Below are 25,624 nucleotides of genomic sequence, written 5' to 3'. Positions count from 1 at the left end.
ACCTCCCTGTGGATGGTTTAGCAGTTATGCCCCGTCGGTGCCGCAGCCCTTGCCGACATATTTCGCTTCAGCGGTAGTCGTGCACTTCCAGCCGGTGGCGCTGCGCACCAGGCTGATGGTCTTGCCCAGCACCGGCGCCGGCGCGTCGAGTATTTCGCAGCTGATGGAGCCCGCGCCCGTGGCCACGTCGCCTGCCACATCGATCTTGCAGTTGGCGGTGGGACTGGTGCCGCCGATCAAGGCCAAGGTAGGTACGGTGCCCTGGTTGATGGTGTCTTCGTAGCCGGCCTTCAACGCGGCAATTTCAGCCAGGCCGGCAGTGAACTTGGCCTTGGCCTGGTGCGTGGTGTACATGGGCAAGCCGATGGTGGCCAAAATGCCGATGATTGCCACGACGATCAACAACTCGATCAGGGTAAAGCCTTTCTGACGTATCACATTCACTCTCCAGAATAGAACTCATGACAAGGCGCGTCCTGCACCCCGTTTTTGCAACGGCGCCAGTGTACTCACCCGCAAGCGGTCAATCGCGTTCAAGACGCACATTCTGACATTTTTATCCTGCGCCATCGGCATGCCCGAATCCGTCACCTGACTAAGCTATAAATCTTCGACAGTCTGTATGCGGAACCGCGACATGAACAATGCTTCGACGATTTACGCCTGGGAAGGCATCAACCGCAAAGGGCGCAGGGTGTCCGGGCAAACCAAGGGGCACAACCCTGCCCTGGTCAAGGCACAACTGCGCCAGCAAGGGATCAGCCCCGGCCGTGTGCGCAAGCAATCTCCGCTGCTGCCAAGCCTCGCACCATCAGTCAAAGCGGCTGACATCACCCTGCTCACTCGCCAACTGGCTACGCTGCTGAAGGCAGGGGTTCCACTTCTGCAAGCCTTCGACATCATCAGCGAAGGCGTCGACAACCGAGCAGTGCGCGAACAGGTGCAAGGACTTAAACAGGCGATCGCGGCCGGCAGCAGCCTGGCTGATGCATTGCGCAAACAACCGCGTTATTTCGATGCGCTGTACTGCAACCTGGTGGCCGCCGGCGAACAGGCCGGGGCGCTTGAGACACTGCTGGAAAGGGTGGCGATCCACCGGGAAAAAAGTGAGCAGCTCAAGGCCAGGATCAAAAAGGCCATGACGTACCCCATTGCAGTCCTGGTGGTTGCCAGCCTGGTCACCGGCATACTGCTGGTCCATGTGGTGCCGCAGTTCCAAAGCCTGTTCGCCGGGGTCGACGGCAAACTGCCGGCATTTACCTTACATGTGATCGCCTTGTCGGCGTTCATGCAGCACGCATGGTGGATGCTGGTGTTGGGCATAGCCGCGGGCGCCATGGGACTTCGCCAGGCTTATCGGACCTCGTCGGGTTTTCGCTACTGGCTGGACGCCGGTTTGTTGAAAGCGCCCCTGGCAGGCAAACTGCTGACAAAATCCGCTGTGGCCCGTTACGCCCGCACGCTCTCCACGACCTTTGCCGCCGGTGTCCCACTGGTACAGGCATTGGATTCAGTCGCCGGCGCCGTGGGAAATGGCCCGTTCAAACAGGCAATCGAACATATGCGTCACGATGTATCCACTGGTATGCAACTGAATCAATCCATGGTCAACAGTGGCCTGTTTCCCAGCATGGCGATCCAGATGACGGCGATCGGCGAAGAGTCGGGCACCCTGGAATACATGCTGGAAAAGGTCGCCAGCCACTATGAAGCGGAGGTGGACAACCAGGTCGACAACCTCACCAGCCTGATGGAGCCGTCGATCATGGTGGTCCTGGGGGGGATTGTCGGCGCGCTGGTCATCGCCATGTACCTGCCGGTCTTCCAATTAGGGAGCGCATTTTGAGCGTGCTGCTGAACGAGCACCCATGGGCTTTTGTCGCCATAGCGTTGGTACTGGGGCTCATCGTCGGCAGCTTCCTCAACGTGCTGGTCTGGCGCCTGCCTAAAATGCTCGAACGGGAATGGCGTGCCCAGGCCCATGAGATGCTCGGTCTACCTGCCGAACCTGACGGGCCGACCTACAACCTGATGCACCCCAACTCATGCTGCCCACACTGTGATCATCCCATTCGGCCCTGGGAAAATATCCCACTGCTCAGCTACCTGATACTCAGGGGCCGCTGCGCCCATTGCCGGGGGGCCATCAGCCCCCGCTACCCTTTCACCGAACTCGCCTGCGGGTTGATCTCGGCAGGGGTCGCCTGGCATTTCGGCTTTGGCTGGGAAGCCGCAGCGCTGCTGGTGTTGAGTTGGGGATTACTGGCGATGAGCCTGATCGATGCAGACCACCAGTTGCTGCCGGATGTGCTGGTGCTGCCATTGCTGTGGCTGGGGCTGATCGTCAACAGCTTTGGATTACTGACGACATTAGCCGACGCGCTATGGGGTACCGTGATCGGCTACATGAGCCTGTGGAGCGTGTTCTGGCTGTTCAAGCTGGTCACCGGCAAAGACGGCATGGGCCACGGTGATTTCAAGTTGCTGGCCCTGCTCGGCGCCTGGGGTGGCTGGCAGCTATTGCCGATGACACTGTTGATGTCCTCGCTGGTGGGGGTGGTTGTCGGGTTGATCATGATGCGCCTGCACAAGACCCAGACGTCCACGCCGATGCCATTTGGCCCGTATCTGGCAATTGCCGGCTGGATTGCAGTGCTCTGGGGTGGTCAAATAACCGACTTCTATTTGCAGTCTGTCGGTTTCAGATGACCACTCCTGTTGCAACACCCTGGATTCTTGGCCTCACTGGCGGCATCGGCAGCGGTAAAAGTGCGGCAGCCCAGCACTTTATCGACCTGGGCATTGACCTGGTGGACGCCGATCACGCCGCGCGCTGGGTGGTCGAACCCGGCCGCCCGGCATTGGCACGCATCGCCGAGCATTTTGGTGCTGGCGTATTGCAGCCTGACGGCCAGCTGGACCGCGCAGCTCTGCGCAAGCTGATCTTTGAGGTGCCCGAAGAGCGCCGCTGGCTGGAAGCCCTGCTGCACCCGTTGATTGGCGAGGAGATTCGCAGTCACCTGGCTCGCGCCCGCTCGCCTTACGCGATCCTGGTGTCACCGCTGCTGATCGAATCGGGCCAGTACAGCATGACCCAGCGCATCCTGGTGATCGATGTGCCGCAATCGCTGCAGATTCAGCGTACCCTGCAGCGCGACGGCATCAGCGAACAACAGGTTCAGGCAATCCTCAAGGCCCAGTCCAGCCGTGAAGACCGCCTGAACCATGCCGATGACGTGCTGGTCAATGACCAAGACCTCGCCTGGCTGCACAGCGAGGTCGAGCGACTGCACCACTTTTACCTTACTTTGCGTGGAGGCCGATCATGAGCCAACCCTTGACCGTCGACTGCCCAACCTGCGGCGCACCCGTGGAATGGAAAGCGACCAACCTCAACCGGCCGTTCTGCTCGGACCGTTGCAAACTCATCGACCTGGGCGCGTGGGCCGCCGAGGAACACAAGATTCCCGTGGCTCCGGATGCCGAAGACGAGCTGTTTTCCGAAGACTTGCCGCCACGCCACTAAGGCCGCATAAAGGCGTATTCCTGCTGGTCGTCGAGGTTTTCTGCGAGGTATTGCAGCTCGTCGGCCAGGTCTTCGAAACTGCGTACGCCCTTGCTCTGCTGTACCACCGCACTGAGCATCGCGCGCAGGGTCAAGCCTGGGTCGAAACCGATTTCCTGTGCCGCATCCTGGCTTCTGCGCAACTCCTGCCGTGCCCACTCGTACACACTCATGATTCGTGCTCCCGCCTTGCCTAGGAAAATTTCGCAGAGCATGGGCCTGCTCGGCTGCGCGAGATTTGATCTGGGTCAACGCTGCGATTCGTCATCCTTCCAGGGTGCCGAGAGGTAGCGTGTGCGGTTGAATGTCTCCAGCCATTCCGGACAAAACACCACCAGTGCGCTGATCACCATCCCGTTGATAAAGGCCTCGGGGAAGATGATCAGCCACAGGTAACCGACGAAATCCTCCAGCCATTCCGGCATAGCAAAACGACCGTCGAACCACAGCAACCCGAGCCCCAGCAGCAGGCAAAACAAGGCCGACAACGCGGCAGCAAAAAAACCGGAGCAGAAGATATACACGAAGGGATTGCGCGGCTGCGCTCGCTCGACCACAAGCGCACAGCCTTCGGTGATCAGCACCGGCAGCACGACCAGCAGCAGGCCGTTGACGCCAAGGGCTGTCAGGTCCTGGCGCCCAAGCAGCATTAACCCGAACTGGGCGGCAAAACCACCGACGATGGCCAGGGGCCAATCCAGCAGCAGGGTTACGGCGGTCATACCGATAAAGTGGTAGGACACTCCGGTGTCGAAATCCCGTCGCACCAACCACAACATGAACAGTGCGAACACCGTACCGAACAGCAAATGCTGACGCCGCCGGTCGGCAAACAACTCGACCCAGGGCGAGCGCAGGATCGCCCATAACAGCACCGGCGCATACAACAGCCAGCCGATGCCGAGGGTTGTGGGCGCCAGCACTGCGGCGCTGATCACGGCTTCACCTGCTCCAGGGCCTGGCGCAGTTCGGCAGCGGTGCCGTATTCATGTTGAGAAACCAACGTACCGTTATCCAGCTGCAGCCACAGCACTTTATCCGCCGCCGCGGGATAACGCGGGGCGATACGCGCGTCACGGTCCAGCATGACGCGGTAGTTGTAGGATTGCATGGCCGGTACCGCGAACAATTTGGCGATCAGTCGAGGCATGCGCTGGATGTCAGCGACGAACACTGCATGCCGCGCTTCGAGGTAGCCTTTAGGTTGGCCTTGCAGCGCCGCGTCGACCAGCTTGGCCGCGTCCATGCTGCGCGCCACCAACAGAATCTGCGCCTGGTTATCGAGGGTATAGGCTTGGTCGAATTGATCGAGCAAGGTCCAGGGAGCGAGGCGTTCGCCCACTTCAATAGCCTGTGCCCATACCGGTAAAACACTTAGCAATAGCACCACCAGAAACTTCACTGCACGCTCCTCATTCGGGGGAATTACGCTTGAAAGGCCAGTCTACACCCTGGCTTTTGCAGCAGGACTTCCTGCGGTCATCATTTGGACGCTAAGCTGCAAGCATGGATGACTCAGATTATTTGCGCCTGCTCACCGTAGCAGCCGAACAAGCCAATGCGTTCCTGTCCAATGCCCGCAAATGGGAGCGTGAGCGTTGGGTTTGCCAGCGCCTGCTGCAAGGCTTGAATGTGCCCTACCGCGCCGAAGAGTTTCATCCCGCCGGGCAAGAGCCGCCTGACGTGCTGTTTCGCGATGCCAGTTTCGAGGTGTTTTTCGTACTCGATGAAGGCCGGCGCCTGAACGACGAATGGCGCGATGAGTTGCTACGCCGGCGCAGTGCATTTTCCCTGAGCCAACTGGTGCGCCGCGAAGCCAAGCCTCGGCGCATCCCCGCCCATGAATTCCTGCTGCGCCTGGCACCCACGCTGCGCAAAAAAGCGCACAACTATAAGGAGCGCGGCATGGACCTGGGCGAGTTGGATATCGTCGCCTTCACCAGTCTCAAGCGCGAAGTGCTCGACCTCAACAGCCACTTCCCACCGCCAACGGAATACCTGCGCCAGGGCTGGCGCTCGCTGTCGCTGGTGGGGCCAACGTTTGCACGGGTGCTGTTCGCCCACCCGGACGCGCCGGATTTCTTGCGCAACAACTTGGGTCGCAGCATAGTGTTCGACGTGGGCATCAGCCTCTGATCCCCTCGCTGTAACGTGGCGCCCCTTTGCAACGTCTACCTGACGAGGCCTTATATGACCAGCCGCCTGAACCCCGACGACCAACAGCATGTCGAAGAGTACCTGCAACTTTCCCAGAACCGAGTCGAGCGCAAGCCTTTCCGGCCGTGGCTGCTCCTTGGTGTGGTGCTGATGGTGGTGATCGGGCTCGGCCTGCTGAGCCGCCTTTTGAGTTACCTGACGCTATGAGCTGCCTGGCGCTCGCGGGGGTAACTGCTCCGATTTCTTTTAGCCTTGCGAGATATCCCCATGACCCATCGTATTATTATCGTCGGCGGCGGCGCCGGCGGCCTGGAGTTGGCTACGCGCCTGGGTAAGACTCTGGGCAAGCGCGGCACCGCCAGCATCACGCTGGTGGACGCCAACCTCACCCACATCTGGAAGCCTTTGCTGCACGAAGTCGCTGCCGGCTCACTGAACTCTTCGGAAGACGAACTCAATTACGTCGCCCAGGCCAAATGGAACCACTTCGAGTTCCAGCTGGGGCGCATGAGCGGGCTCGACCGTGAGCAGAAGAAAATCCAGCTGGCCGCCACCCTCGACGAAGAAGGCCGCGAATTGGTGCCTGCGCGCGTGCTGGGCTATGACAGCCTGGTGATTGCGGTAGGCAGCACCACCAACGATTTCGGCACCGAGGGCGCGGCACAGCACTGCCTGTTCCTCGATACACGCAAGCAGGCCGAGCGCTTCCACCAGCAGTTGCTGAACCACTACCTGCGCGCCCATGCCGGGCAGACCGATGTGGTGGAAAAGATCAGCGTTGCCATCGTCGGCGCGGGTGCGACCGGGGTCGAATTGGCCGCCGAACTGCATAACGCCGCCCATGAGTTGGCGGCGTATGGCCTGGACCGCATCAAGCCGGAAAACATGCACATCACCCTGATCGAAGCAGGCCCACGTGTACTGCCGGCCCTGCCGGAGCGGATCGGCGGGCCGGTGCATAAAACCCTGGAGAAGCTCGGGGTGACGGTACTGACCAACTCTGCGGTCAGCGAAGTGACCGCAGACGCATTGATCACCAGCAGTGGCCAGGTGATTCCTGCCAGCCTCAAAGTGTGGGCCGCCGGGATTCGTGCACCGGGCTTCCTCAAGGACATCGACGGCCTGGAAACCAACCGCATCAATCAACTGCAAGTGCTGCCCACTCTGCAAACCACCCGCGATGAAAACATCTTCGCCTTTGGCGACTGCGCCGCCTGCCCGCAACCGGACACCGATCGTAATGTGCCGCCACGGGCCCAGGCCGCGCACCAACAGGCCTCGTTGCTGGCCAAGTCGTTGAAACTGCGTATCGAAGGCAAGGACCTGCCGTCGTACAAGTACACCGACTATGGGTCGCTGATCTCGCTGTCGCGTTTCTCGGCGGTAGGTAACCTGATGGGCAACCTGACCGGCAGCGTGATGCTGGAGGGCTGGCTGGCGCGGATGTTCTATGTGTCTCTGTACCGCATGCACCAGATGGCGCTGTATGGCTTCTTCCGCACGGCGATGTTGATGCTGGGCAGCAAGATTGGCCGCGGGACTGAACCGCGCCTGAAACTTCACTGACGGCAGAGTCCCTGGTGGGACTCGTTCAATGTGGGAGGGGAACCGCCTCTCCCACATTAGTTTTATGTTGGAGTTGAGATAATTTCAGGCAAAAAAAATCCCCGTATCTTTCGATACGAGGATTTTTAATATGGTCGGGGTAAGGGGATTCGAACTCCTGACATCCTGCTCCCAAAGCAGGCGCGCTACCGGACTGCGCTATACCCCGGAAAAAAAGGCGACCTTTCAGTCGCCTTCTTCGATCAGCGCTTTTGGCCTCTGATCTTAAGATTCGATTCCAGCGTTAACTGGTCTCAAAAATGGTGGGTCGTGTGGGATTCGAACCTACGACCAATTGGTTAAAAGCCAACTGCTCTACCAACTGAGCTAACGACCCAAATATGGTCGGGGTAGGGGGATTCGAACTCCCGACATCCTGCTCCCAAAGCAGGCGCGCTACCGGACTGCGCTATACCCCGGTTTGAAATTGGCTCCGTGACCAGGACTCGAACCTGGGACCCAATGATTAACAGTCATTTGCTCTACCGACTGAGCTATCACGGAACTACATATTTCAAAGTACAACTTTTACTGCTGTGTAACCTTCTCTTCGACCCTGTCCGTATCGCTACGTTAGCGTCTCTGAGGCGCGCTATTCTACAATCTTAAAAACCCCTGTCAACCCTTTAAATTGCTTTTAAGACAATGATTTGCGCTTCTTTCTGATTTCTTCTTGGGGAGAAGAAACCCGTGGGCTGACGTTGCTGCGGGGCGCACTTTACAAGCCTTTGCCTTACAGTTCAACGCCCTATCGAAAAAAAAGGCCCTGGGATGCAGGGCCTTCTCTTATTGCAGTGCAATTCGGGCTCAGTGGAAGACGATTTCGTCGTTCTCCACAGTCGCCTCGACGCTGGTGCCCGGCATAAAGCTGCCCGACAGGATCAACTGCGCCAGCGGGTTCTCGATCCAGCGCTGGATCGCACGCTTCAAAGGTCGTGCGCCATACACCGGGTCGTAACCGACCGCGATCAGCTTGTCCAACGCCTCGCGGCTCAGTTCCAGCGACAACTCGCGTTCCGCCAGGCGACCGCGCAGACGCCCCAACTGGATCTCGGTGATGCCCGCGATCTGATCCCGCGCCAATGGCTCGAAGATCACCACTTCGTCGACCCGGTTGATGAATTCCGGACGGAAGTGCGTAGTCAACGCATCCATTACAGCCGCGCGCTGGGCCTCACGATCACCTACCAGCTCCTGGATCTGCGCCGAGCCCAGGTTGGAGGTCATCACGATCACCGTGTTGCGGAAGTCCACCGTACGCCCGTGGCTGTCCGTAAGCCGACCATCTTCCAGCACTTGCAGCAAGATGTTGAATACGTCCGGGTGAGCCTTCTCGACCTCATCCAGCAGGATCACCGAGTAAGGCTTACGCCGCACGGCTTCGGTCAGGTAACCGCCTTCCTCATAGCCTACGTAGCCTGGTGGAGCACCGATCAGGCGAGCCACAGAGTGTTTCTCCATGAACTCGGACATATCGATCCGCACCATGGCCTCTTCAGTATCAAAGAGGAACTCGGCCAATGCCTTGCACAGCTCGGTCTTACCCACGCCGGTCGGGCCGAGGAACATGAACGAGCCGCTCGGGCGATTCGGGTCGGACAAGCCTGCACGGGAGCGGCGAACCGCGTTGGACACCGCCACGACGGCCTCTTCCTGGCCGATCACGCGCTGGTGCAACAGGTGCTCCATCTTCAGCAGCTTGTCACGCTCGCCTTCGAGCATTTTCGACACGGGGATACCGGTCCATTTGGAGACGACCTCAGCGATTTCTTCCTCGGTCACCTTGCTGCGCAACAGCTGATTTTCAGCCTTACCGTGCTGGTCGACCATCTGCAGGCTGCGTTCCAGGTCCGGGATCACCCCGTACTGCAACTCGGCCATGCGGTTCAGGTCGCCTTTACGGCGTGCGGCTTCCAGCTCCTGGCGCGACTGCTCGATCTTTTGCTGGATCTGCGCAGAGCCCTGTACTTCGGCTTTTTCCGAGGTCCAGATTTCTTCAAGGTCCGAATACTCGCGTTCCAGGCGGAGGATCTCCTCCTGGAGTTTTTCCAGGCGTTTCTTGGCTGCCTCGTCCTCTTCTTTCTTAAGTGCCTGGGATTCGACTTTCAGTTGAATCAGGCGACGATCCAGGCGGTCGAGCACTTCCGGCTTGGAGTCGATCTCCATGCGAATGCGGCTGGCCGCTTCGTCGATCAAGTCGATGGCCTTGTCCGGCAATTGACGGTCGGTGATGTAGCGATGGCTCAATTTGGCCGCCGCAATGATCGCGCCGTCGGTGATCGCCACTTTATGGTGGACCTCGTAGCGCTCTTTCAGGCCCCGCAGGATCGCGATGGTGTCCTCTTCGCTCGGCTCTTCCACCAGGACTTTCTGGAAACGACGCTCAAGGGCCGCGTCCTTTTCAATGTACTGGCGATACTCGTTGAGCGTAGTAGCACCGACACAATGCAACTCGCCTCGCGCCAAGGCGGGCTTGAGCATGTTGCCAGCATCCATGGAGCCCTCGCCTTTACCGGCGCCGACCATGGTGTGCAGTTCGTCGATAAACAGAATGATCTGCCCTTCCTGCTTCGACAGTTCATTAAGCAGGGATTTCAGGCGCTCTTCGAACTCACCGCGAAACTTTGCACCGGCGATCAACGACCCCATATCCAGGGACAGCAGGCGCTTGCCTTTAAGACCGTCCGGCACTTCACCATTGATGATGCGCTGGGCCAACCCTTCGGCAATCGCGGTTTTACCCACGCCAGGCTCACCGATCAGCACCGGGTTGTTCTTGGTGCGACGCTGCAGAACCTGGATGGTGCGACGAATTTCATCGTCACGGCCGATCACTGGGTCAAGCTTGCCCTCTTCGGCACGCTTGGTCAGATCGACGGTGTACTTGTCCAGGGCCTGGCGCGATTCCTCGTGGTTAGGGTCGTTAACCGCATCACCACCACGCAGGTTGTTGATGGCGTTTTCCAGGGCTTTCTTGCTTACACCCTGGCCGAGTAGCAACTTGCCAAGCTTGCTGTTCTCGTCCATGGCGGCGAGCAGCACCAGTTCGCTGGAGATGAACTGGTCACCCTTCTGCTGGGCCAGGCGATCGGCCTGGTTGAGCAGGCGCGCCAAATCCTGGGACATATTCACGTCCCCGGTCGGATTTTGGATTTTCGGCAGTTGGTCGAGCTCTTTGCTCAATTCCTTGCGCAGGCTGCTGACATCAAAGCCCACCTGCATCAACAAGGGCTTGATAGAACCACCTTGCTGTTCCAGGAGCGCCTGCATCAAGTGCGCAGGCTCGATGGCCGGGTGGTCGAGACCCACCGCCAAGGATTGGGAGTCCGATAAGGCCAACTGCAATTTGCTGGTTAAACGATCAATACGCATTAGTCACCTTCCTTTTGAGCAGGCCGGAGCTATAAAACATCCTGAATGAAGAAACCTGCCAGATACCCTTATAGATGGGGTGGATTCTGGAAGATTCAAGCAAGCGGCGGTTGATATGGATCAGCATTGACCCAGATCAGCAGAGTCTAGCGCTCAAGCCAGATAAGGGAGGCAAAACGTCCGGTGCGGGGGCTGCGCCGGTACGAAAAGAAGCGTGGATCGGTCACGGTGCAGAAGCCACCACCATAAACAGCAGTGACGCCACGCGCAGCAAGGCGCAGGCGGGCCAACTGATAGATATCGGCCATGAATTTGCCGGGATTGCGGCTTGGTACAAAGGCTTCGACCGTTGTCGGCAGTTGCTGAATGAAGGCTTCACGCACTTCGGGGCCGACTTCAAAGGCTTGCGGGCCAATCGCCGGGCCCAGCCAGACCAGTACGTCGGCAGGCTCGGCATCCAGGCGTTCAAAAGCGGCTTCCAACACACCAGCCGCCAGCCCACGCCAGCCGGCATGGGCTGCCGCGACACGGGTGCCGGCACGATTGCAGAACAACGCAGGCAGGCAATCGGCGGTCATCGCGGTGCAGGCTATGCCAGGGGTGCTGCTCCAGCTGCCGTCGGCTTTGGCGGTGCGGCCAGGGTCGGCCTCAACCACATCCACGCCATGAACTTGGCGCAGCCAGGCCGGCTGAATATCGAAGGCTTCGGTAAGGCGACGACGATTCTCAAGGACGGCCTCAAGGCTGTCCTCAACGTGATCGCCCAGGTTAAGGCTGTCGAACGGCGCCAGGCTGACGCCGCCCGTACGGGTAGTCACACAGGCTTTCACCCCGACAGGCGCGGGCCAGTCAGGAATCAGCCAGTTGTTCACCCGACAAACGCCTCGCGATCCTGCTTGAGCAGCGACAGCAACCAGACAAAATCGTCTGGAAGTGGCGATTCCCAGCTCATGCGCTTACCGCTCGTCGGATGGTCCAGCTCCAGGAAACGTGCATGCAAGGCCTGGCGCGGGAACGTCTTGAGCGATTCGACCATGGTCTGGCTCGCCGCAGGCGGAATGCGGAAGCGGCCACCGTAGGCAGGATCGCCTACCAACGGGAAGTTGATATGGGCCATATGCACGCGAATCTGGTGGGTACGACCGGTTTCCAGCTTGACCCGCACATGGGTGTGGGACCGAAAACGCTCCAGCACGCGGTAGTGGCTCACCGCCTGCTTGCCGCCTTCCATCACCGCCATACGCTGGCGCTGCTGGCCGTGGCGACCGATCGGGGCGTTGATCTTGCCACCCGCCACGACCACGCCGATCACGATGCACTCGTAGATACGGCTGACGCTGCGGCTCTGCAATTGCGTCACCAGTTGCGTTTGCGCCTGAATGGTCTTGGCCACCACCATCAAGCCGGTGGTGTCTTTGTCCAGACGGTGCACGATGCCGCAACGCGGCACGTTGATAATGTCCGGGATGTGGTGCAGGAGGGCATTGAGCAAAGTGCCATCAGCGTGCCCGGCCGCCGGGTGAACCACCAGGCCTGCGGGTTTGTTGATGACCAGGATGTCGTCGTCTTCATAGACGATATCCAGCTCGATGTCCTGGGCGACCCATTCTCCCTGGGCTTCCTGCTCGGCAGTCAGCTCAAGAATCGCACCACCATGGACTGTGTCTCGCGGGCGGATAACCGCTCCATCCACAGTCAGGCGGCCGTCTTTGATCCAGGCGGAAAGGCGCGAGCGCGAGTGCTCAGCGAATAATTGTGCGGCGACTTGATCGAGGCGTTGGCCGCCCAATTCGGACGGCACCTCTGCGCGAAGTTCAATTTTATCGGACATGCTCAGACTAGGCGTGGCACAGCCTTTGGTTTCGGCTGCGCGCTTGTGGTTAAATACGGCGTCTTTTGCCCCGAGGCTTTCAACGGGGCGCTCATCATAACAGGACGGCCCCGCCCAAGACAGCGGCCGTCATAGGGACGCAAGCCGCCATGCAAGTGAAACACCTGCTGCTGATCGCCATCCTCGCCATGACTGCTGCTTGCTCGTCAACAAAGGAAGTCGTCGACGAAAACCTGAGCGAAGTCGAGCTGTACCAACTGGCACAGAAAGACTTGGACAATAATAGCTACACCAGCGCCACAGCGAAGCTGAAGGCACTGGAGTCGCGTTATCCGTTCGGGCGCTACGCCGACCAGGCCCAGCTTGAGCTGATCTACGCCAACTACAAGAACGCCGAGCCGGAAGCGGCCAAGTCCGCCGCCGAGCGTTTCATCCGCCTGCACCCGCAGCACCCGAACGTGGACTACGCCTACTATTTGAAGGGCCTGACCTCGTTCGACCAGGATGTTGGCCTGCTGGCGCGCTTCCTGCCGCTGGACATGACCAAGCGTGACCCGGGCGCCGCCCGCGACTCCTACAACGAGTTCGCCCAGCTGACCAGCCGCTATCCAAACAGCCGCTACGCACCGGATGCCAAGCAGCGCATGATCTACCTGCGCAACCTGCTGGCGTCCTATGAAATCCACGTGGCCCACTACTACCTGACCCGTCAGGCTTATGTAGCCGCCGCCAACCGTGGTCGTTATGTCGTAGAAAACTTCCAGGAAACGCCGTCCGTGGGTGACGGCCTGGCGGTGATGACCGAGGCTTACCAGCGTCTGCACCTGGACGAGCTGGCCAACACCAGCCTGGAAACCCTGAAGCTCAACTACCCTGATCACCCGAGCCTGAAAGACGGCCAGTTCGTGCCTCAGGTTGCCGAAGCGGACAACCGTTCGTGGCTGAGCAAGTACACCCTGGGCCTGATCGAATCGCGTCCACCGTTGCCGCCGGGTGAAACCCGCGCCAACCAGGACGTGATCAAGCAGTTCCAGGATGCCAAGGAAGCCATTCCTTCGGACCTCAAGCCGCATGACGAGAACGGCGACGTGATCGAGGAAGAAGAGCCGCAGGCCCTGGGCAACAACCAGGACCGCTCGTGGTTCAGCTACATGACCTTCGGTGTGTTCGACTGAGTCTGTCGACGCAACGCAAAAAAGGAGCCCCGAGGGGCTCCTTTTTTATGGGTTAGCATTATTGCGCTGTGCGCCTGCCACGTCCTTGGCTAAACTGGCGCATTACTTATCGAGAATCCGCCCATCATGCTTCGTCTTCTGTTCTGGATTGCCGTTATTGCTGCCGCGGTATGGTTCTGGCGCAAATTCAAAAGCCCGACCGCCAGGCAGCAACGCACCAGCGAGCCCGGTGCAGCATTGATGGTGCGTTGTGCACACTGCGGCGTGCACTTGCCACAGGATCGCGCTCTGAGTTCGCGCCAGGAGTGGTATTGCACCCAGGGGCATCTGGAGCAAGGACCGAAATCTATCCAGCGTTGATCCGACCTTCGGGGGCATAGGGTGCCGGGTCGATAATCGGAGCACGTTCCAGTAGCAAATCGACAAATAACTGGCACGATGCCGGCGCCAGGACCAACCCGTTGCGGTAATGACCGCAGTTGAGCCACAGCCCTTTAAAACCGGGGACCCGGCCGATATAGGGGATGCCCTCCGGCGAGCCGGGCCGCAAGCCGGCCCAATGCCCCACCACTTCGGCGTCGGCCAGGGCTGGAATCAGTTCCACAGCCGAGGCCTTGAGGCTTTCCAGTGCGGTGTCGGTAGGCGTCTTGTCGAACCCCTCATGTTCCAGCGTGCTGCCGATGAGAATGTGTCCGTCACGCCGAGGGATCGCATAACGCCCTTTGGCCAGGACCATGCTCGACAGGAAGTCCGAGGCGCACTTGTACAAAATCATCTGCCCCTTGACCGGCTCCACCGGCAGCGCCAGTCCCAACATGGCGAGCAACTCACCGCTCCACGCCCCCGCTGCAAGCACCACTTGATCCCCCAGAATCGGCCCCTCTGCCGTATCCACGCCAACGACATTGCCGCCGTCCAGAATAAAACCGGTCACTTCACACTGTTCGTGAACGGTCACGGCAGGCAACGCCAATAGCGCGGCCTTCAGGGATTTGACCAGGCGCGGATTGCGCACGTTGGCCACGTTGGCCATGTAGATTGCCTGGGAATACCCACCGCCCAGAACAGGGACAGCATCATGGGCGGCAGATACATTCACTTTGCTCAGGGGCCGGCCTTCACGGGCCGCCCAGTCCAGTGCCTCGGTTTCGTCGTCCAGGTCCAGCCAGTACAAGCCCGTGGTATGAACCTCCGGGTCGACACCGGTAGCGGCAAACAGCCGATCAGCCAGTTGCGGATAAAAGTCCTGGGACCAATGGGCCAACGCTGTGACCGCCGGGCTGTAGCGCCACGGATAGAGTGGCGACACAATGCCCCCGCCCGCCCATGACGACTCCTGCCCGACACCGGCGCGCTCCAGCAGGGTTACAGCCTGCCCCTGGGTCGCCAGATTAAACGCCGTCAACAAGCCGATGACTCCGCCACCGACAATCACCACTTGCTGTTGCTTAGCCATCATTTGATCCAGCCGATAAATAGGAAAACGCGCACCCGGCGCCCAATCATCCAGCACCCTCATCATTGCCCCCAGCATATCTGGCGCGACATTTCAGGTGCAGCACCCGGATTGCCACGCGCACCAGTGCTGCCCAAGCTGAAGTCACCGCAAGGGTCGCCAGCCATCACCGAGTCAGCACCCGGCGTAGCGACCAGGTAGAAATCCTGAGGGTTCAACGATGCGGTGATTCTATAGCGATGATTGCCCGTACTGACGCCGCTTGCGTCAATAAAAGTGCCGTTCCTCACATAAAAGCGCTCCAGATGCTGAGCTTGCTCAGTCAGCAGCGCGACAATTTCCGCGCGATAGACCTTTTTCACATGGCCGGTGTACCCGGGATAAGCGATTCCGGCCAGAAATGCGATGATCGCCACGGCGATCAATAACTCGATCAGGGTAAAGCCCTGGCTGTCCTTGCCCATTCCAATGCTCCTTATTGAAGTTGCCGCCACGAAACCCGCCGAAACCGCGAGCCACTTTCCTCCTCCACCCGCACATACACGCTCTCCAATACCGTGCGCGATTGGCCACTGAGCCCGACCGCTGTTATCCGGTACAACGTCGCCAGGGTTTGCGGCGGCACATGCGGCAGCCCTACAGCCGGCCCCAGGGACTGAATACCGTAGAGCCCACCCTTGATGGCAACCCAGTTGACCGATGACACAGGATGGGGCCCGGCACCCACCACCGAAAACGCTTCATCCGGTGGCCCGCAGGCAGCGATCGACGGGCACTGCGGCAAAGCCGCCCCCTTTCGCCTCACACCTTGCTCTCCAAGCCTCAAACCACTTTCTGCAGTTTGCAGCGACTGGTTGCGGTGCCACAGGCTGCCTGCGATCTTTTGCTGGGTTATCGCCCCCTCTATGGAAGACAGGCCGATCACCGACAACAGCAGCAAAAACACCAGGCTTATCAGCAGGACCATTCCCCGCTGCCGCAACAAAACACCTTCCGCCTGCATCATGGCCTCCCTACCCCACACGGTTTCGCAGTGCCGCCACGACGCTGTAGGTTTGATCTTTTACCCGCCCCGTCGGGTCTTGCAGCGTCATGCGGATGCGTACGCTGCGGATCAAGGATTCATCGGTTGGGATAGCGTCATAACGCACAACCCGAACGGATGCCGGGCTGGCAGCCACGCCGAAACTGACATCGAAAGCCCGTACGTTATCCACCAACACAGCCTTGGCCGGCGCGGCAGGCGTGCTGACCTTCAACTGGCCCGCCTCGAAGGTGTAGGTCAGTTGCCGAATCGCAAAACGAATCTGCCCGGGAGCAGGCGCAGGTGAGCTGCCTGAATAGGCTTGAGCGGTAGCAGTGCAGTCGGAGAGCACCGTCCAGTCAGGCCTGCCATCGCCGACATCGGCGGTGACCAGCGTGAGCGACTTTGAACTGTCCCCGGCACTCCAGCTGACAGGCCTTTCAAAGGCTGGCGGGGCGTTCTCGATAAAGACCGGGGCCAAACAGCCAAACATTCCCGCCTGACGAATGTCCTGGATCATCTTGCCCAGTACAAACCGCGCATCATCCTGCAGCAACATGGCCGCCTGATGGCTGGCGTAGGTCACTCGGGAACTGATCAGCACTTGGCTCCCCCCCAGCACCAGCACTAAACCGACGACCAGGGCCAGCAACAATTCCACTAGGCTGAAACCTCTAACTCCATGTCTCATCGCATCACACCAGGCTCATTGTCGATGCGACTGGTCAGGGTGAAGGTTTCCCGCGCGCCAGGCCTATTTGCACCCCGGCTGTCATCCCAACTGATACTGACAGTCACTTCGTCTGCACTGACCGCCACGGAGCCTTTGGCACTTTCCCCGGCAAAACCGCGGATATTGGCCTGGAAATCATGTAGGTCCACATCACGCACGCTGGTGGTCGCAGTACTCGTCGGCGCCCGTTCGTCCCGGCGCAATGAATAGTCGGCGCCGGAATTGGCACGGATTCGGTCGAGCATATCGTAAGCGATGAAACTGGCCTGGCTGGTCATCCTCGAATTGTCGGTGTACTTGAGGGCATTGAGCTGGAGCACCACCGCACCTAGCAGGCCGACGGCGAGAATCAGCACCGCCACCAGCACTTCGATCAACGTCGTGCCGATTTCATAACGAGGAAAAGCCAGGGGCGAACAGGTTTTCAGGCAAGTAAGCATTACCGTCGTCATCCATGTCGAGGGCCGAAGAAAAACAGGAAAACCCTGCCGTGCGACACCAGACTAGCGTCGGTTTTTGACCAGCGCTGCCCACGGAACAAAGGGAAATACTTTGGACACAAAGGCCACCATTCGGTAACCCGAACTGGACGCTATACCTAGATTTCAACCCGCTATGCACACACGTCCACGGAGGGACGGCGTATGGAACAACGAGGTTTCACCCTGATCGAACTGCTGCTCGGACTGCTCGTGAGCGGCATCCTGGCGCATCTGGCCACCCCCAATTTCATGGGCCTGCTGGCATCACAGCAGCGACAAAGCGCCGCGCAATCACTGACGAACGGACTTCGCTTCGCGCGCACTGAAGCCATCGCGCGCAATCGGGCAGTGGTCATCCATGCACTGGACGATGACTGGAGCCAAGGTTGGCGGGTCATTTTGGATGTAAGTGGGCGCGGTCATCTGGACGACGACAACCCGGTGCTACTGGAACGCCAGGGCAGCGGTCGGGTGCCGATAGTCGGGAATGGACCGGTTAAAAGCCAAGTACGCTTCAGCGGGCTGGGCGAACCGGTATTTGCTGGGGGAGGTTTTCGTGCTGGCACTGTACACATCTGCGCCACGGACTCGCTGCAGAGCCTGCACCAGGTGGTGCTGGCGCCCAGTGGGCGCATCAGCCTGCGCAGCGATAGAGCCGAACAGGCGTTGTGCCGAAGTTACTTCGGCACCCTGGCATTCAGAGCAGCGAGCGAACCCGCAGCTCCTTGGGCATGGAGAAAGTGATGTTCTCTTCACGACCGGCCAACTCATCGGCGCCCGTAGCCCCCCAGGCATGCAACTGCTGGATGACACCGCGCACCAGGACTTCCGGGGCCGAAGCGCCCGCCGTGATACCAATACGCTCGACACCATCGAACCAACTGCGCTGCATATCTTCAGCACCGTCGATCAGGTATGCCGGTGTCGCCATGCGTTCGGCCAATTCGCGCAGGCGGTTGGAGTTGGAGCTGTTAGGGCTGCCGACCACCAGCACTACATCGCATTCATCGGCCAACTGCTTGACTGCATCCTGGCGGTTTTGGGTGGCATAGCAGATGTCGTCCTTGCGTGGCCCACCAATGGCCGGGAAGCGGCTGCGCAGCGCGTCGATCACGCGGCTGGTGTCATCCATGGACAAAGTGGTCTGGGTCACGAATGCCAAACGCTCAGGGTTGTGAACCTGCAAGCTGGCGACGTCTTTTTCGTCTTCCACAAGGTAGATGGCGCCACCATTGCTGCCATCGTATTGGCCCATAGTGCCTTCGACCTCCGGGTGGCCGGCATGGCCGATCAGGATGCATTCGCGACCATCACGGCTGTAGCGCGCGACCTCGATATGTACCTTGGTGACCAGCGGACAGGTGGCGTCGAATACTTTCAGGCCACGGCCAGCCGCTTCGGTACGTACGGCCTGGGAAACACCGTGGGCGCTGAAGATAACGATAACGTCGTCCGGCACCTGCTCCAGCTCTTCGACAAAGATGGCGCCACGTGCACGCAGGTCTTCGACCACGAACTTGTTATGGACGACCTCATGGCGCACATAAATCGGCGGCCCGAAGACTTCCAGGGCGCGGTTGACGATTTCGATCGCCCGGTCCACGCCGGCGCAGAAGCCACGGGGGTTGGCGAGTTTGATTTGCATGCTGTGCCTCGTGTCTGGCGCTTGGTCAGAGTTGATGCTAGTGAACTGACAATGGAGATCAAAGGAGGGAGGGGGCTTGCCCCCTCCCTCCCCGGCCCGATCCCACATTTTAGATCGGGGCGTTGATCAAAGTGCTTTAACGTCGAAGATTTCAACGTCGAACGTCAAGGTTTTACCGGCCAACGGGTGGTTGAAGTCGATGGTTACTTGCGCGTCATCGAAGGTTTTGACCACACCAGGCAGCTCGGTATTCGCCGCATCGTTGAAAATCACCAGCAGGCCTTCCGATAGGTCCATGTCCTGGAACTGCGAACGCGGGATGATCTGCACGTTTTGCGGGTTGGGCTGGCCAAAGGCGTTTTCCGGCAGAATCTGCAGGGTGCGCTTGTCGCCGGCCTTGAAACCGAACAGTGCCGCTTCAAAACCCGGCAGCAGGTTGCCGTCGCCGACCTTGAAAGTCGCCGGGGCTTTGTCGAACGTGCTATCGACCGTGTCGCCATTCTCCAGGCGCAGCGCGAAATGCAAGGTGACTTCCGTGTTCTGGCCGATGCGTTGCTCAGCCAATACCTGATCAGTCATTGACGGTCTCTCCGGTTTTCTTACTTTTGAACATGTCCAGCGCCAGCATGATTGCGCCGACGGTGATGGCGCTGTCGGCAAAATTGAACGCCGGGAAGTAATGGCGGTTCTGCCAATGCACCAGGATGAAGTCGATCACATGGCCCAAGGCAATACGGTCGTACAGGTTGCCCAGGGCGCCGCCCAGTACCAGGGCCAAGGCGATGGCCAGCCAGGTTTCATCGCGGCCCAGGCGTTTGAGCCAGACCACGAGCACCGCGCTGACCACCACGGCGATCAGCGCGAACAGCCAGCGTTGCCAGCCGCCACCGTCAGCCAGGAAGCTGAAAGCGGCACCGGTGTTGTAGGCCAGGGTCCAGCTGAAGTAATCCGGGATCACCACGATTTGCTGGAACATTTCCAGGGAGCCCTCGAAGTGAGCCTTGCTGACCTGGTCAATGACCAGGACCAGCACGCTCAGTACGAGCCAGCCCAGACGTCCGAAACGACTGGCTGCATTAGGCATAGTGGCGAACCTCGCCTTCACCGGAGATGTTGTCGACGCAACGACCGCAGATTTCCGGATGCTCAGGGTTCACCCCGACATCTTCCCGGCAGTGCCAGCAACGGGCGCACTTAGGGAAGGCCGACTTGACCACTTTGAGCTTGAGGCCCGGTACTTCAGTGGCCACGGCGTCCGCCGGTGCCTGGGCAAACGGTGCCAGGCTCGCAGTGGAAGTGATCAACACGAAGCGCAGCTCGTTGCTCAACTTGGTCAGGTCGGCAGTCAGGCCTTCCTCGGCAAAGAGGGTGACTTCGGCCTGGAGGTTGCCACCGACGGCCTTGGCCGCACGCTGAACCTCCAGCTCCTTGTTCACCGCAACCTTGACGGCCATTACGCCTTCCCAGTACTCGCGGCCCAGTTCGAAGTCGGCCGGCAGTTCGGTCAAGCCTTGGTACCAGGTGTTGAGCATGACGGACTCGTTACGCTCGCCCGGCAGGTATTCCCACAGTTCGTCGGCGGTGAAGGCCAGGATCGGTGCGATCCAGCGCACCAGCGCTTCGGAGATGTGGTACAGCGCGGTCTGCGCCGAACGGCGGGCCTTGCTGTTGGCACCAGTGGTGTACTGGCGATCCTTGATGATGTCGAGGTAGAAACCACCCAGCTCCTGCACGCAGAAGTTGTGGATCTTCGAGTACACGTTCCAGAAGCGGTATTCGCCGTAGTGCTCTTGCAACTCGCGTTGCAGCAACAGGGTACGGTCCACAGCCCAACGGTCCAGGGCAAGCATGTCCTCGGCCGGCAGGATGTCGGTGGCCGGATTGAAACCGGTCAGGTTCGACAGCAGGAAGCGTGCGGTATTACGGATACGGCGGTAGGCGTCGGCGCTACGAGCCAGGATCTGGTCCGATACGGCGATCTCGCCCGAATAATCGGTCGACGCCACCCACAGGCGCATGATGTCGGCACCCAGCGTGTCATTGATCTTTTTCGGTTCGATCACGTTCTTCAGCGACTTGGACATCTTGCGGCCCGTCTCGTCGACGGTGAAGCCGTGGGTCAGCAGCTCGCGGTACGGCGCGTGGTTGTCGATAGCGCAACCGGTCAGCAACGAGGAATGGAACCAGCCACGGTGTTGGTCGGAGCCTTCCAGGTACAGGTCGGCACGCGGGCCGGTCTCGTGGCCCATCGGGTGCGAGCCGCGCAGCACGTGCCAGTGGGTGGTGCCCGAGTCGAACCATACGTCCAGGGTGTCGCTGATCTTGTCGTACAGCGGTGCCTCGTCGCCCAGCAGCTCGGTAGCATCCAGCTTGAACCAGGCTTCGATGCCTTCCTGTTCGACACGCTGGGCCACCACTTCCATCAGTTCGACGGTACGTGGGTGCAGCTCACCGCTTTCCTTGTTAAGGAAGAACGGGATCGGCACACCCCAGTTGCGTTGACGGGAGATGCACCAGTCCGGACGGTTGGCGATCATCGAATGCAGGCGCGCCTGACCCCAGGCCGGTACGAACTTGGTGTCTTCGATGGCCTTGAGCGAGCGCACACGCAGGGTGTCGCCGCTGGTCGGCTCTTTGTCCATGCCGATAAACCATTGCGCGGTGGCGCGGTAGATCAGCGGGGTTTTGTGACGCCAGCAGTGCATGTAGCTGTGCTTGATGGTGTCGGTTTGCATCAGCGCACCGACTTCACGCAGCTTGTCGATGATCGGCTGGTCGGCCTTGAAGATGAACTGGCCGCCGAAGAATTCCAGCGACGGCACGTAAACACCGTTGCTTTGCACCGGGTTGATGATCTCATCGTTGACCATGCCGTACTTTTTGCAGATCACGAAGTCGTCCACCCCATAGGCGGGCGAGCAGTGAACCACACCGGTACCCGAACCTAACTCGACGTAGTCAGCCAGGTACACCGGCGACAGACGGTCATAGAACGGGTGACGGAAGTTGATCAGTTCCAGCGCGGAACCGGTGGTGGTGGCAATCACCGAACCTTGCAGCTCGTAGCGAGCCAGGCACGCTTCGACCATTTCCTCGGCCAACACCAGCAGGCGATCACCGACGTCCACCAGGGCGTAGGTGAATTCCGGGTGCACGTTCAGCGCCTGGTTGGCGGGAATGGTCCACGGGGTAGTGGTCCAGATCACGATGGCAGCCGGTTTGCTCAGGCTTGCCAGGCCAAACGCCTGGGCCAGCTTGGCGTCGTCGGCAATCGGGAAGGCTACGTCGATGGTCGAGGACTTCTTGTCTTCGTACTCGACTTCCGCTTCAGCCAGGGCCGAACCGCAATCGAAGCACCAGTTCACAGGCTTGAGGCCCTTGAACACGAAACCGCCCTTGACGATTTCGGCCAAGGCACGGATTTCACCGGCCTCGTTCTTGAAGCTCATGGTTTTGTACGGGTTGTCCCACTCGCCCAGCACACCCAGGCGGATGAATTCGGACTTCTGCCCTTCGATCTGCTCGGCAGCGTAGGCACGGCACAGCTCGCGGGTTTTATCGGCACCCAGGTTCTTGCCGTGGGTCACTTCGACCTTGTGTTCGATCGGCAGGCCGTGGCAGTCCCAACCCGGGACATAAGGCGCGTCGAAGCCCGAAAGGGTTTTCGAGCGCAGGATCATGTCCTTGAGAATTTTGTTCAGCGCATGACCGATGTGAATCGTGCCGTTGGCATAAGGAGGGCCGTCGTGCAGAACGAATTTCGGACGATCCTTGCCAATTTCGCGCAACTTTCCGTACAGGCCAATACTGTCCCAGCGCTGCAGGATCTGCGGTTCGCGCTGTGGCAGGCCGGCCTTCATTGGGAAGGCGGTGTCCGGAAGGTTTAGCGTGGCTTTATAGTCGGTCATTTAAGGCTCTTCGGTTAGCGATGGGCGCTAGGTGCGGCTAGTGCACGGGCGGCGGCGACATCCGCATTGATCGCCGTTTTCAACGCCTCAAGGGAGGCGAAACGCTGCTCTTCACGCAGCTTCTGGTGGAAAACCACCGTCAAACGCCGGTCATACAGATCACCGGCAAAATCCAAAAGGTGAACTTCCAGGTGGGCCTTGCCATCACCTGCAACCGTGGGCCTGACGCCTATGTTGGCGACTCCCGGCCACGACTGGCCGTCGATGTCGACGCTGACCAGGTAAACCCCGGTCAGCGGCACACGGCGGCGCTTGAGTTGCACGTTGGCGGTTGGCGTGCCCAGTTGGCGCGCCAGCTTCTGGCCGTGCAGTACCCGCCCGGCAATGCGGAACGGGCGACCGAGCAAACGCTCGGCCAAGGCGAAGTCGGCAGCGGCCAGGGCGTTACGCACTTGGGTGCTGCTCACGCGCAGGCCATCCAGTTCGACGGTTTGCGCGGCTTCGACGGTAAAACCCTGGGTGATACCGGCGTGTTGCAGGAATTCGAAATCCCCGACCCGGTCGCAACCAAAACGGAAGTCGTCGCCGACCTCCAAATGCTGTACGCCCAGGCCATCTACCAGTATGCGGTCGACGAACTCGGCGGCACTGAGGCTTTGCAAACGCTGGTTGAAAGCCAGGCAGAGGACGCGGTCCACGCCTTCTTCGGCCAGCAGTTGCAGCTTGTCCCGCAGGCGGGCCAGACGCGCCGGCGCCGTTTCCGGGGTGAAATATTCCCGCGGCTGCGGCTCAAAAATCACCACGCAGCTGGGTACGCCCAACTCAACCGCACGCTCGCGCAGCCGGGCCAGGATAGCCTGGTGGCCACGGTGAACACCGTCAAAGTTGCCAATAGTGGCGACGCAGCCCCGATGCTCAGGGCGCAGGTTGTGGAGACCTCGAACCAGCTGCATAACGCGCTTCTTGCTCATAAAGTGGTCGATTATAACCACACCCGGCCCCGGACGACAGGCAACAGCGCAGGGCAAATGGATCGAATCGATAAAACAACCGTTTTATCGCGACAAACTCTCTAACTCAACGACTTGCGATTGAAATCCCGCAGGCGGAAGCCCTGCAGCAGCAACATCCCGAAGTACACCACCACACCGGCCACCACCAGCATGCCCAGGCGCATGAAGCGCTCCAGCATATGGCCTTCATCCCAGGCCGGCATGAAGTGCATCAGGCCGAGCAATACCGCCGACATCATCGCAACAGCCACCAGTAACTTGAGGGCGAACATGCCCCAGCCAGGCTGAGGCTGGAACATCTGTTGCTTACGCAGTTGATAAAACAGCAGGCCGGCATTGATGCAGGCTCCAGCACTGATGGCCAGGGCCAGGCCGGCATGGGCCAGCGGGCCGATAAACACCAGGTTGAGCAGTTGCGTGACGATCAGGGTGAAGATCGCGATCTTTACCGGGGTGCGGATGTTTTGCTGGGCATAGAAACCAGGCGCCAACACCTTGATCACGATGATGCCGAGCAGGCCGACGGAATAAGCCACCAGCGCATGCTGAGTCATCAATGCATCATGGGCATCGAATTGCCCGTATTGGAACAGCGACACTGTCAGCGGCTCGGCCAGGATCCCCAAGGCCAGTGCGCACGGCAACACCAGGACGAAGCACAGGCGCAGCCCCCAGTCGAGGATGCGCGAGTATTCCTGGCGATCCTTGCTGGCGTAGGTGCGCGCCAGCGTCGGCAGCAAAATGGTGCCCAGGGCCACGCCCAGCACGCCGGACGGTAACTCCATGAGGCGGTCGGCGTAATACATCCACGACACCGAGCCGGATACCAGCAACGAGGCGAACGCGGTGTTGATGATCAGGGAAATCTGGCTCACCGACACGCCAAGGATCGCCGGCAACATATTGCGCATCACACGCCAGACGCCGGTGTCCTTGAGGTTCAGGCGCGGCAACACGAGCATGCCGATCTTTTTCAGGTGCGGCAGTTGGTAGAGCAACTGCGCCAGGCCACCGGCCAGCACGGCCCAGCCAAGGGCCATGACCGGCGGATCGAAGTAAGGTGTCAGGAACAGGGCAAAGATAATCATGCTGACGTTAAGCAGCGTCGGCACGAACGCCGGTACCGAGAAACGGTTCCAGGTGTTGAGGATCGCACCGGCCAGGGATGACAGCGAGATCAGCAATATATAAGGAAAGGTCACTCGCAACAGATCAGTGGTCAGCGCGAATTTTTCCGGCGTATTGGCAAAACCCGGCGCCGTGGCCCAGATCACCCAAGGCGCGGCGAGCATGCCGACGATGGTCACCAGCATCAACACCAGGGTCAGCAGGCCCGAGACGTAGGCAATGAAGGTACGGGTCGCCTCCTCCCCCTGCTGGGTCTTGTACTCGGCCAGAATCGGCACGAACGCCTGGGAAAATGCGCCCTCGGCAAAGATCCGCCGCAGCAGGTTGGGCAGTTTAAATGCAATAAAGAATGCATCCGTGGCCATGCTGGCGCCAAAAATACGCGCCAGCAGGGTGTCACGCACAAACCCCAAAACCCGGGAGATCATCGTGATAGAGCTGACGGCGGCCAACGATTTGAGCAGATTCATTGAAAGAGTTTGCGCCTATAGATAAAGAGCAGGCGAACTAAGCGCCTACTTATGCGATAC

General features: G+C 59.8%; 28 protein-coding genes and 4 tRNA genes. 10 read left to right on the top strand and 22 right to left on the bottom strand.

From position 1 onward, the window contains the following. Positions 1 to 24 precede the first annotated feature (24 nt). Positions 25 to 435, bottom strand: coding sequence for a pilin (locus tag FBY10_RS01070; RefSeq protein WP_131698538.1), 411 nt, complete (start codon positions 433 to 435; stop codon positions 25 to 27). A 202-nt stretch (positions 436 to 637) separates the two neighbouring features. Between FBY10_RS01070 and FBY10_RS01065 the strand changes: the two genes are divergently transcribed. The 4 genes from FBY10_RS01065 to yacG are packed head-to-tail and all read left to right on the top strand — an operon-like array spanning position 638 to position 3,526. Beyond that, the gene (locus tag FBY10_RS01065) at positions 638 to 1,846 is read left to right on the top strand and encodes a type II secretion system F family protein (protein ID WP_145335387.1); all 1,209 of its coding nucleotides are present in this window, start codon (positions 638 to 640) and stop codon (positions 1,844 to 1,846) included. Then, positions 1,843 to 2,709, top strand: coding sequence for an A24 family peptidase (locus FBY10_RS01060; RefSeq protein WP_145335389.1), 867 nt, complete (start codon positions 1,843 to 1,845; stop codon positions 2,707 to 2,709). The genes FBY10_RS01065 and FBY10_RS01060 overlap by 4 nt, the downstream gene beginning before the upstream one ends. Further along, entirely contained in the window at positions 2,706 to 3,329 is a 624-nt protein-coding gene (gene coaE / locus FBY10_RS01055; protein WP_027604887.1) for a dephospho-CoA kinase, read from the top strand. The genes FBY10_RS01060 and coaE overlap by 4 nt, the downstream gene beginning before the upstream one ends. Beyond that, positions 3,326 to 3,526, top strand: a complete 201-nt coding sequence (gene yacG / locus FBY10_RS01050) for a DNA gyrase inhibitor YacG (RefSeq protein WP_003188437.1) — start codon at positions 3,326 to 3,328, stop codon at positions 3,524 to 3,526. The genes coaE and yacG overlap by 4 nt, the downstream gene beginning before the upstream one ends. Here the strand turns inward: yacG and FBY10_RS01045 are convergent. From FBY10_RS01045 to FBY10_RS01035, 3 genes are all read right to left on the bottom strand, one after another. Then, positions 3,523 to 3,738 carry a hypothetical protein gene (locus tag FBY10_RS01045; RefSeq protein ID WP_003171680.1) on the bottom strand — a complete coding sequence of 72 codons (216 nt, stop codon included), beginning with the start codon at positions 3,736 to 3,738 and terminating at the stop codon, positions 3,523 to 3,525. The two genes, yacG and FBY10_RS01045, sit on opposite strands and share 4 nt — an antisense overlap. A 75-nt stretch (positions 3,739 to 3,813) precedes the next feature. Further along, positions 3,814 to 4,503 carry an energy-coupling factor ABC transporter permease gene (locus FBY10_RS01040; protein WP_145335391.1) on the bottom strand — a complete coding sequence of 230 codons (690 nt, stop codon included), beginning with the start codon at positions 4,501 to 4,503 and terminating at the stop codon, positions 3,814 to 3,816. Beyond that, entirely contained in the window at positions 4,500 to 4,967 is a 468-nt protein-coding gene (locus FBY10_RS01035) for an FAD/FMN-containing dehydrogenase (RefSeq protein WP_145335392.1), read from the bottom strand. Before FBY10_RS01035 ends, FBY10_RS01040 begins: the two co-directional genes overlap by 4 nt. 104 nt (positions 4,968 to 5,071) lie before the next feature. Between FBY10_RS01035 and FBY10_RS01030 the strand changes: the two genes are divergently transcribed. Genes FBY10_RS01030 through FBY10_RS01020 form a run of 3 tightly spaced genes read left to right on the top strand, consistent with a single transcriptional unit; the run spans position 5,072 to position 7,288 of the window. Next, complete coding sequence (locus FBY10_RS01030) at positions 5,072 to 5,701, top strand: DUF1780 domain-containing protein (protein WP_027604891.1); 630 nt, start codon at positions 5,072 to 5,074, stop codon at positions 5,699 to 5,701. A gap of 54 nt (positions 5,702 to 5,755) precedes the next feature. Then, positions 5,756 to 5,929, top strand: a complete 174-nt coding sequence (locus tag FBY10_RS01025; protein WP_145335395.1) for a DUF3094 family protein — start codon at positions 5,756 to 5,758, stop codon at positions 5,927 to 5,929. A 60-nt stretch (positions 5,930 to 5,989) separates the two neighbouring features. Beyond that, on the top strand, positions 5,990 to 7,288 hold the full coding sequence (locus FBY10_RS01020) for an NAD(P)/FAD-dependent oxidoreductase (RefSeq protein ID WP_145335397.1): 1,299 nt from the start codon (positions 5,990 to 5,992) through the stop codon (positions 7,286 to 7,288). A 131-nt stretch (positions 7,289 to 7,419) separates the two neighbouring features. Here the strand turns inward: FBY10_RS01020 and FBY10_RS01015 are convergent. The 7 genes from FBY10_RS01015 to rluD form a co-directional block, all read right to left on the bottom strand. Then, positions 7,420 to 7,496: transfer RNA gene (locus tag FBY10_RS01015), tRNA-Pro, on the bottom strand. A 92-nt stretch (positions 7,497 to 7,588) separates the two neighbouring features. Beyond that, positions 7,589 to 7,664, bottom strand: a tRNA-Lys gene (locus FBY10_RS01010). 5 nt (positions 7,665 to 7,669) lie between these two features. Next, positions 7,670 to 7,746, bottom strand: a tRNA-Pro gene (locus FBY10_RS01005). A gap of 9 nt (positions 7,747 to 7,755) precedes the next feature. Beyond that, positions 7,756 to 7,831, bottom strand: a tRNA-Asn gene (locus FBY10_RS01000). Positions 7,832 to 8,134: 303 nt separating this feature from the next. Then, on the bottom strand, positions 8,135 to 10,699 hold the full coding sequence (clpB, locus tag FBY10_RS00995) for an ATP-dependent chaperone ClpB (protein ID WP_131698487.1): 2,565 nt from the start codon (positions 10,697 to 10,699) through the stop codon (positions 8,135 to 8,137). Positions 10,700 to 10,845: 146 nt separating this feature from the next. Then, positions 10,846 to 11,571: a peptidoglycan editing factor PgeF gene (gene pgeF / locus FBY10_RS00990; protein WP_131698488.1), complete on the bottom strand. Its 726-nt coding sequence runs from the start codon at positions 11,569 to 11,571 to the stop codon at positions 10,846 to 10,848. Beyond that, the gene (rluD, locus tag FBY10_RS00985; RefSeq protein ID WP_090409564.1) at positions 11,568 to 12,530 is read right to left on the bottom strand and encodes a 23S rRNA pseudouridine(1911/1915/1917) synthase RluD; all 963 of its coding nucleotides are present in this window, start codon (positions 12,528 to 12,530) and stop codon (positions 11,568 to 11,570) included. The genes pgeF and rluD overlap by 4 nt, the downstream gene beginning before the upstream one ends. Positions 12,531 to 12,679: 149 nt before the next feature. Between rluD and FBY10_RS00980 the strand changes: the two genes are divergently transcribed. Continuing rightward, entirely contained in the window at positions 12,680 to 13,705 is a 1,026-nt protein-coding gene (locus tag FBY10_RS00980; RefSeq protein WP_131698489.1) for an outer membrane protein assembly factor BamD, read from the top strand. Between the two features lie 126 nt (positions 13,706 to 13,831). Further along, entirely contained in the window at positions 13,832 to 14,065 is a 234-nt protein-coding gene (locus FBY10_RS00975; RefSeq protein WP_145335399.1) for a PP0621 family protein, read from the top strand. Here the strand turns inward: FBY10_RS00975 and thiO are convergent. From thiO to pilV, 5 genes are all read right to left on the bottom strand, one after another. Next, positions 14,052 to 15,161 carry a glycine oxidase ThiO gene (gene thiO / locus FBY10_RS00970; protein WP_145335401.1) on the bottom strand — a complete coding sequence of 370 codons (1,110 nt, stop codon included), beginning with the start codon at positions 15,159 to 15,161 and terminating at the stop codon, positions 14,052 to 14,054. The genes FBY10_RS00975 and thiO overlap by 14 nt on opposite strands. 62 nt (positions 15,162 to 15,223) lie before the next feature. Then, positions 15,224 to 15,625 (bottom strand): type IV pilin protein, encoded by a 402-nt coding sequence (locus FBY10_RS00965; protein ID WP_145335403.1) that lies wholly within the window; start codon positions 15,623 to 15,625, stop codon positions 15,224 to 15,226. Between the two features lie 11 nt (positions 15,626 to 15,636). Next, positions 15,637 to 16,164: a PilX N-terminal domain-containing pilus assembly protein gene (locus FBY10_RS00960; RefSeq protein WP_371920954.1), complete on the bottom strand. Its 528-nt coding sequence runs from the start codon at positions 16,162 to 16,164 to the stop codon at positions 15,637 to 15,639. 10 nt (positions 16,165 to 16,174) lie between these two features. After that, positions 16,175 to 16,876 (bottom strand): prepilin-type N-terminal cleavage/methylation domain-containing protein, encoded by a 702-nt coding sequence (locus FBY10_RS00955; RefSeq protein ID WP_145335407.1) that lies wholly within the window; start codon positions 16,874 to 16,876, stop codon positions 16,175 to 16,177. Beyond that, complete coding sequence (gene pilV / locus FBY10_RS00950; protein WP_145335409.1) at positions 16,873 to 17,358, bottom strand: type IV pilus modification protein PilV; 486 nt, start codon at positions 17,356 to 17,358, stop codon at positions 16,873 to 16,875. The genes FBY10_RS00955 and pilV overlap by 4 nt, the downstream gene beginning before the upstream one ends. 204 nt (positions 17,359 to 17,562) lie before the next feature. On the opposite strand from pilV, the gene FBY10_RS00945 reads away from it, so the two are divergent. Further along, positions 17,563 to 18,144 (top strand): GspH/FimT family pseudopilin, encoded by a 582-nt coding sequence (locus FBY10_RS00945; RefSeq protein ID WP_145335411.1) that lies wholly within the window; start codon positions 17,563 to 17,565, stop codon positions 18,142 to 18,144. On the opposite strand, the gene ispH is transcribed toward FBY10_RS00945, so the two are convergent. From ispH to murJ, 6 genes are all read right to left on the bottom strand, one after another. Beyond that, on the bottom strand, positions 18,098 to 19,045 hold the full coding sequence (ispH, locus tag FBY10_RS00940; RefSeq protein ID WP_027606852.1) for a 4-hydroxy-3-methylbut-2-enyl diphosphate reductase: 948 nt from the start codon (positions 19,043 to 19,045) through the stop codon (positions 18,098 to 18,100). The genes FBY10_RS00945 and ispH overlap by 47 nt on opposite strands. Before the next feature lie 126 nt (positions 19,046 to 19,171). Then, positions 19,172 to 19,609: an FKBP-type peptidyl-prolyl cis-trans isomerase gene (fkpB, locus tag FBY10_RS00935; RefSeq protein WP_174244855.1), complete on the bottom strand. Its 438-nt coding sequence runs from the start codon at positions 19,607 to 19,609 to the stop codon at positions 19,172 to 19,174. Between the two features lie 7 nt (positions 19,610 to 19,616). After that, positions 19,617 to 20,129: a signal peptidase II gene (gene lspA, locus FBY10_RS00930; protein WP_131698498.1), complete on the bottom strand. Its 513-nt coding sequence runs from the start codon at positions 20,127 to 20,129 to the stop codon at positions 19,617 to 19,619. Beyond that, on the bottom strand, positions 20,122 to 22,953 hold the full coding sequence (gene ileS, locus FBY10_RS00925) for an isoleucine--tRNA ligase (RefSeq protein ID WP_131698499.1): 2,832 nt from the start codon (positions 22,951 to 22,953) through the stop codon (positions 20,122 to 20,124). Before ileS ends, lspA begins: the two co-directional genes overlap by 8 nt. 14 nt (positions 22,954 to 22,967) lie before the next feature. After that, positions 22,968 to 23,906, bottom strand: a complete 939-nt coding sequence (gene ribF, locus FBY10_RS00920; protein ID WP_065924072.1) for a bifunctional riboflavin kinase/FAD synthetase — start codon at positions 23,904 to 23,906, stop codon at positions 22,968 to 22,970. A gap of 119 nt (positions 23,907 to 24,025) precedes the next feature. Beyond that, the gene (murJ, locus tag FBY10_RS00915; RefSeq protein ID WP_131698501.1) at positions 24,026 to 25,564 is read right to left on the bottom strand and encodes a murein biosynthesis integral membrane protein MurJ; all 1,539 of its coding nucleotides are present in this window, start codon (positions 25,562 to 25,564) and stop codon (positions 24,026 to 24,028) included. Between the last annotated feature and the right edge of the window lie 60 nt (positions 25,565 to 25,624).

The organism is Pseudomonas sp. SJZ103, assembly GCF_007828335.1.
Classification (GTDB): domain Bacteria; phylum Pseudomonadota; class Gammaproteobacteria; order Pseudomonadales; family Pseudomonadaceae; genus Aquipseudomonas.
Note: the sequence above shows the minus strand (reverse complement) of the source record. Positions and strands in the feature narration are given on the sequence as shown.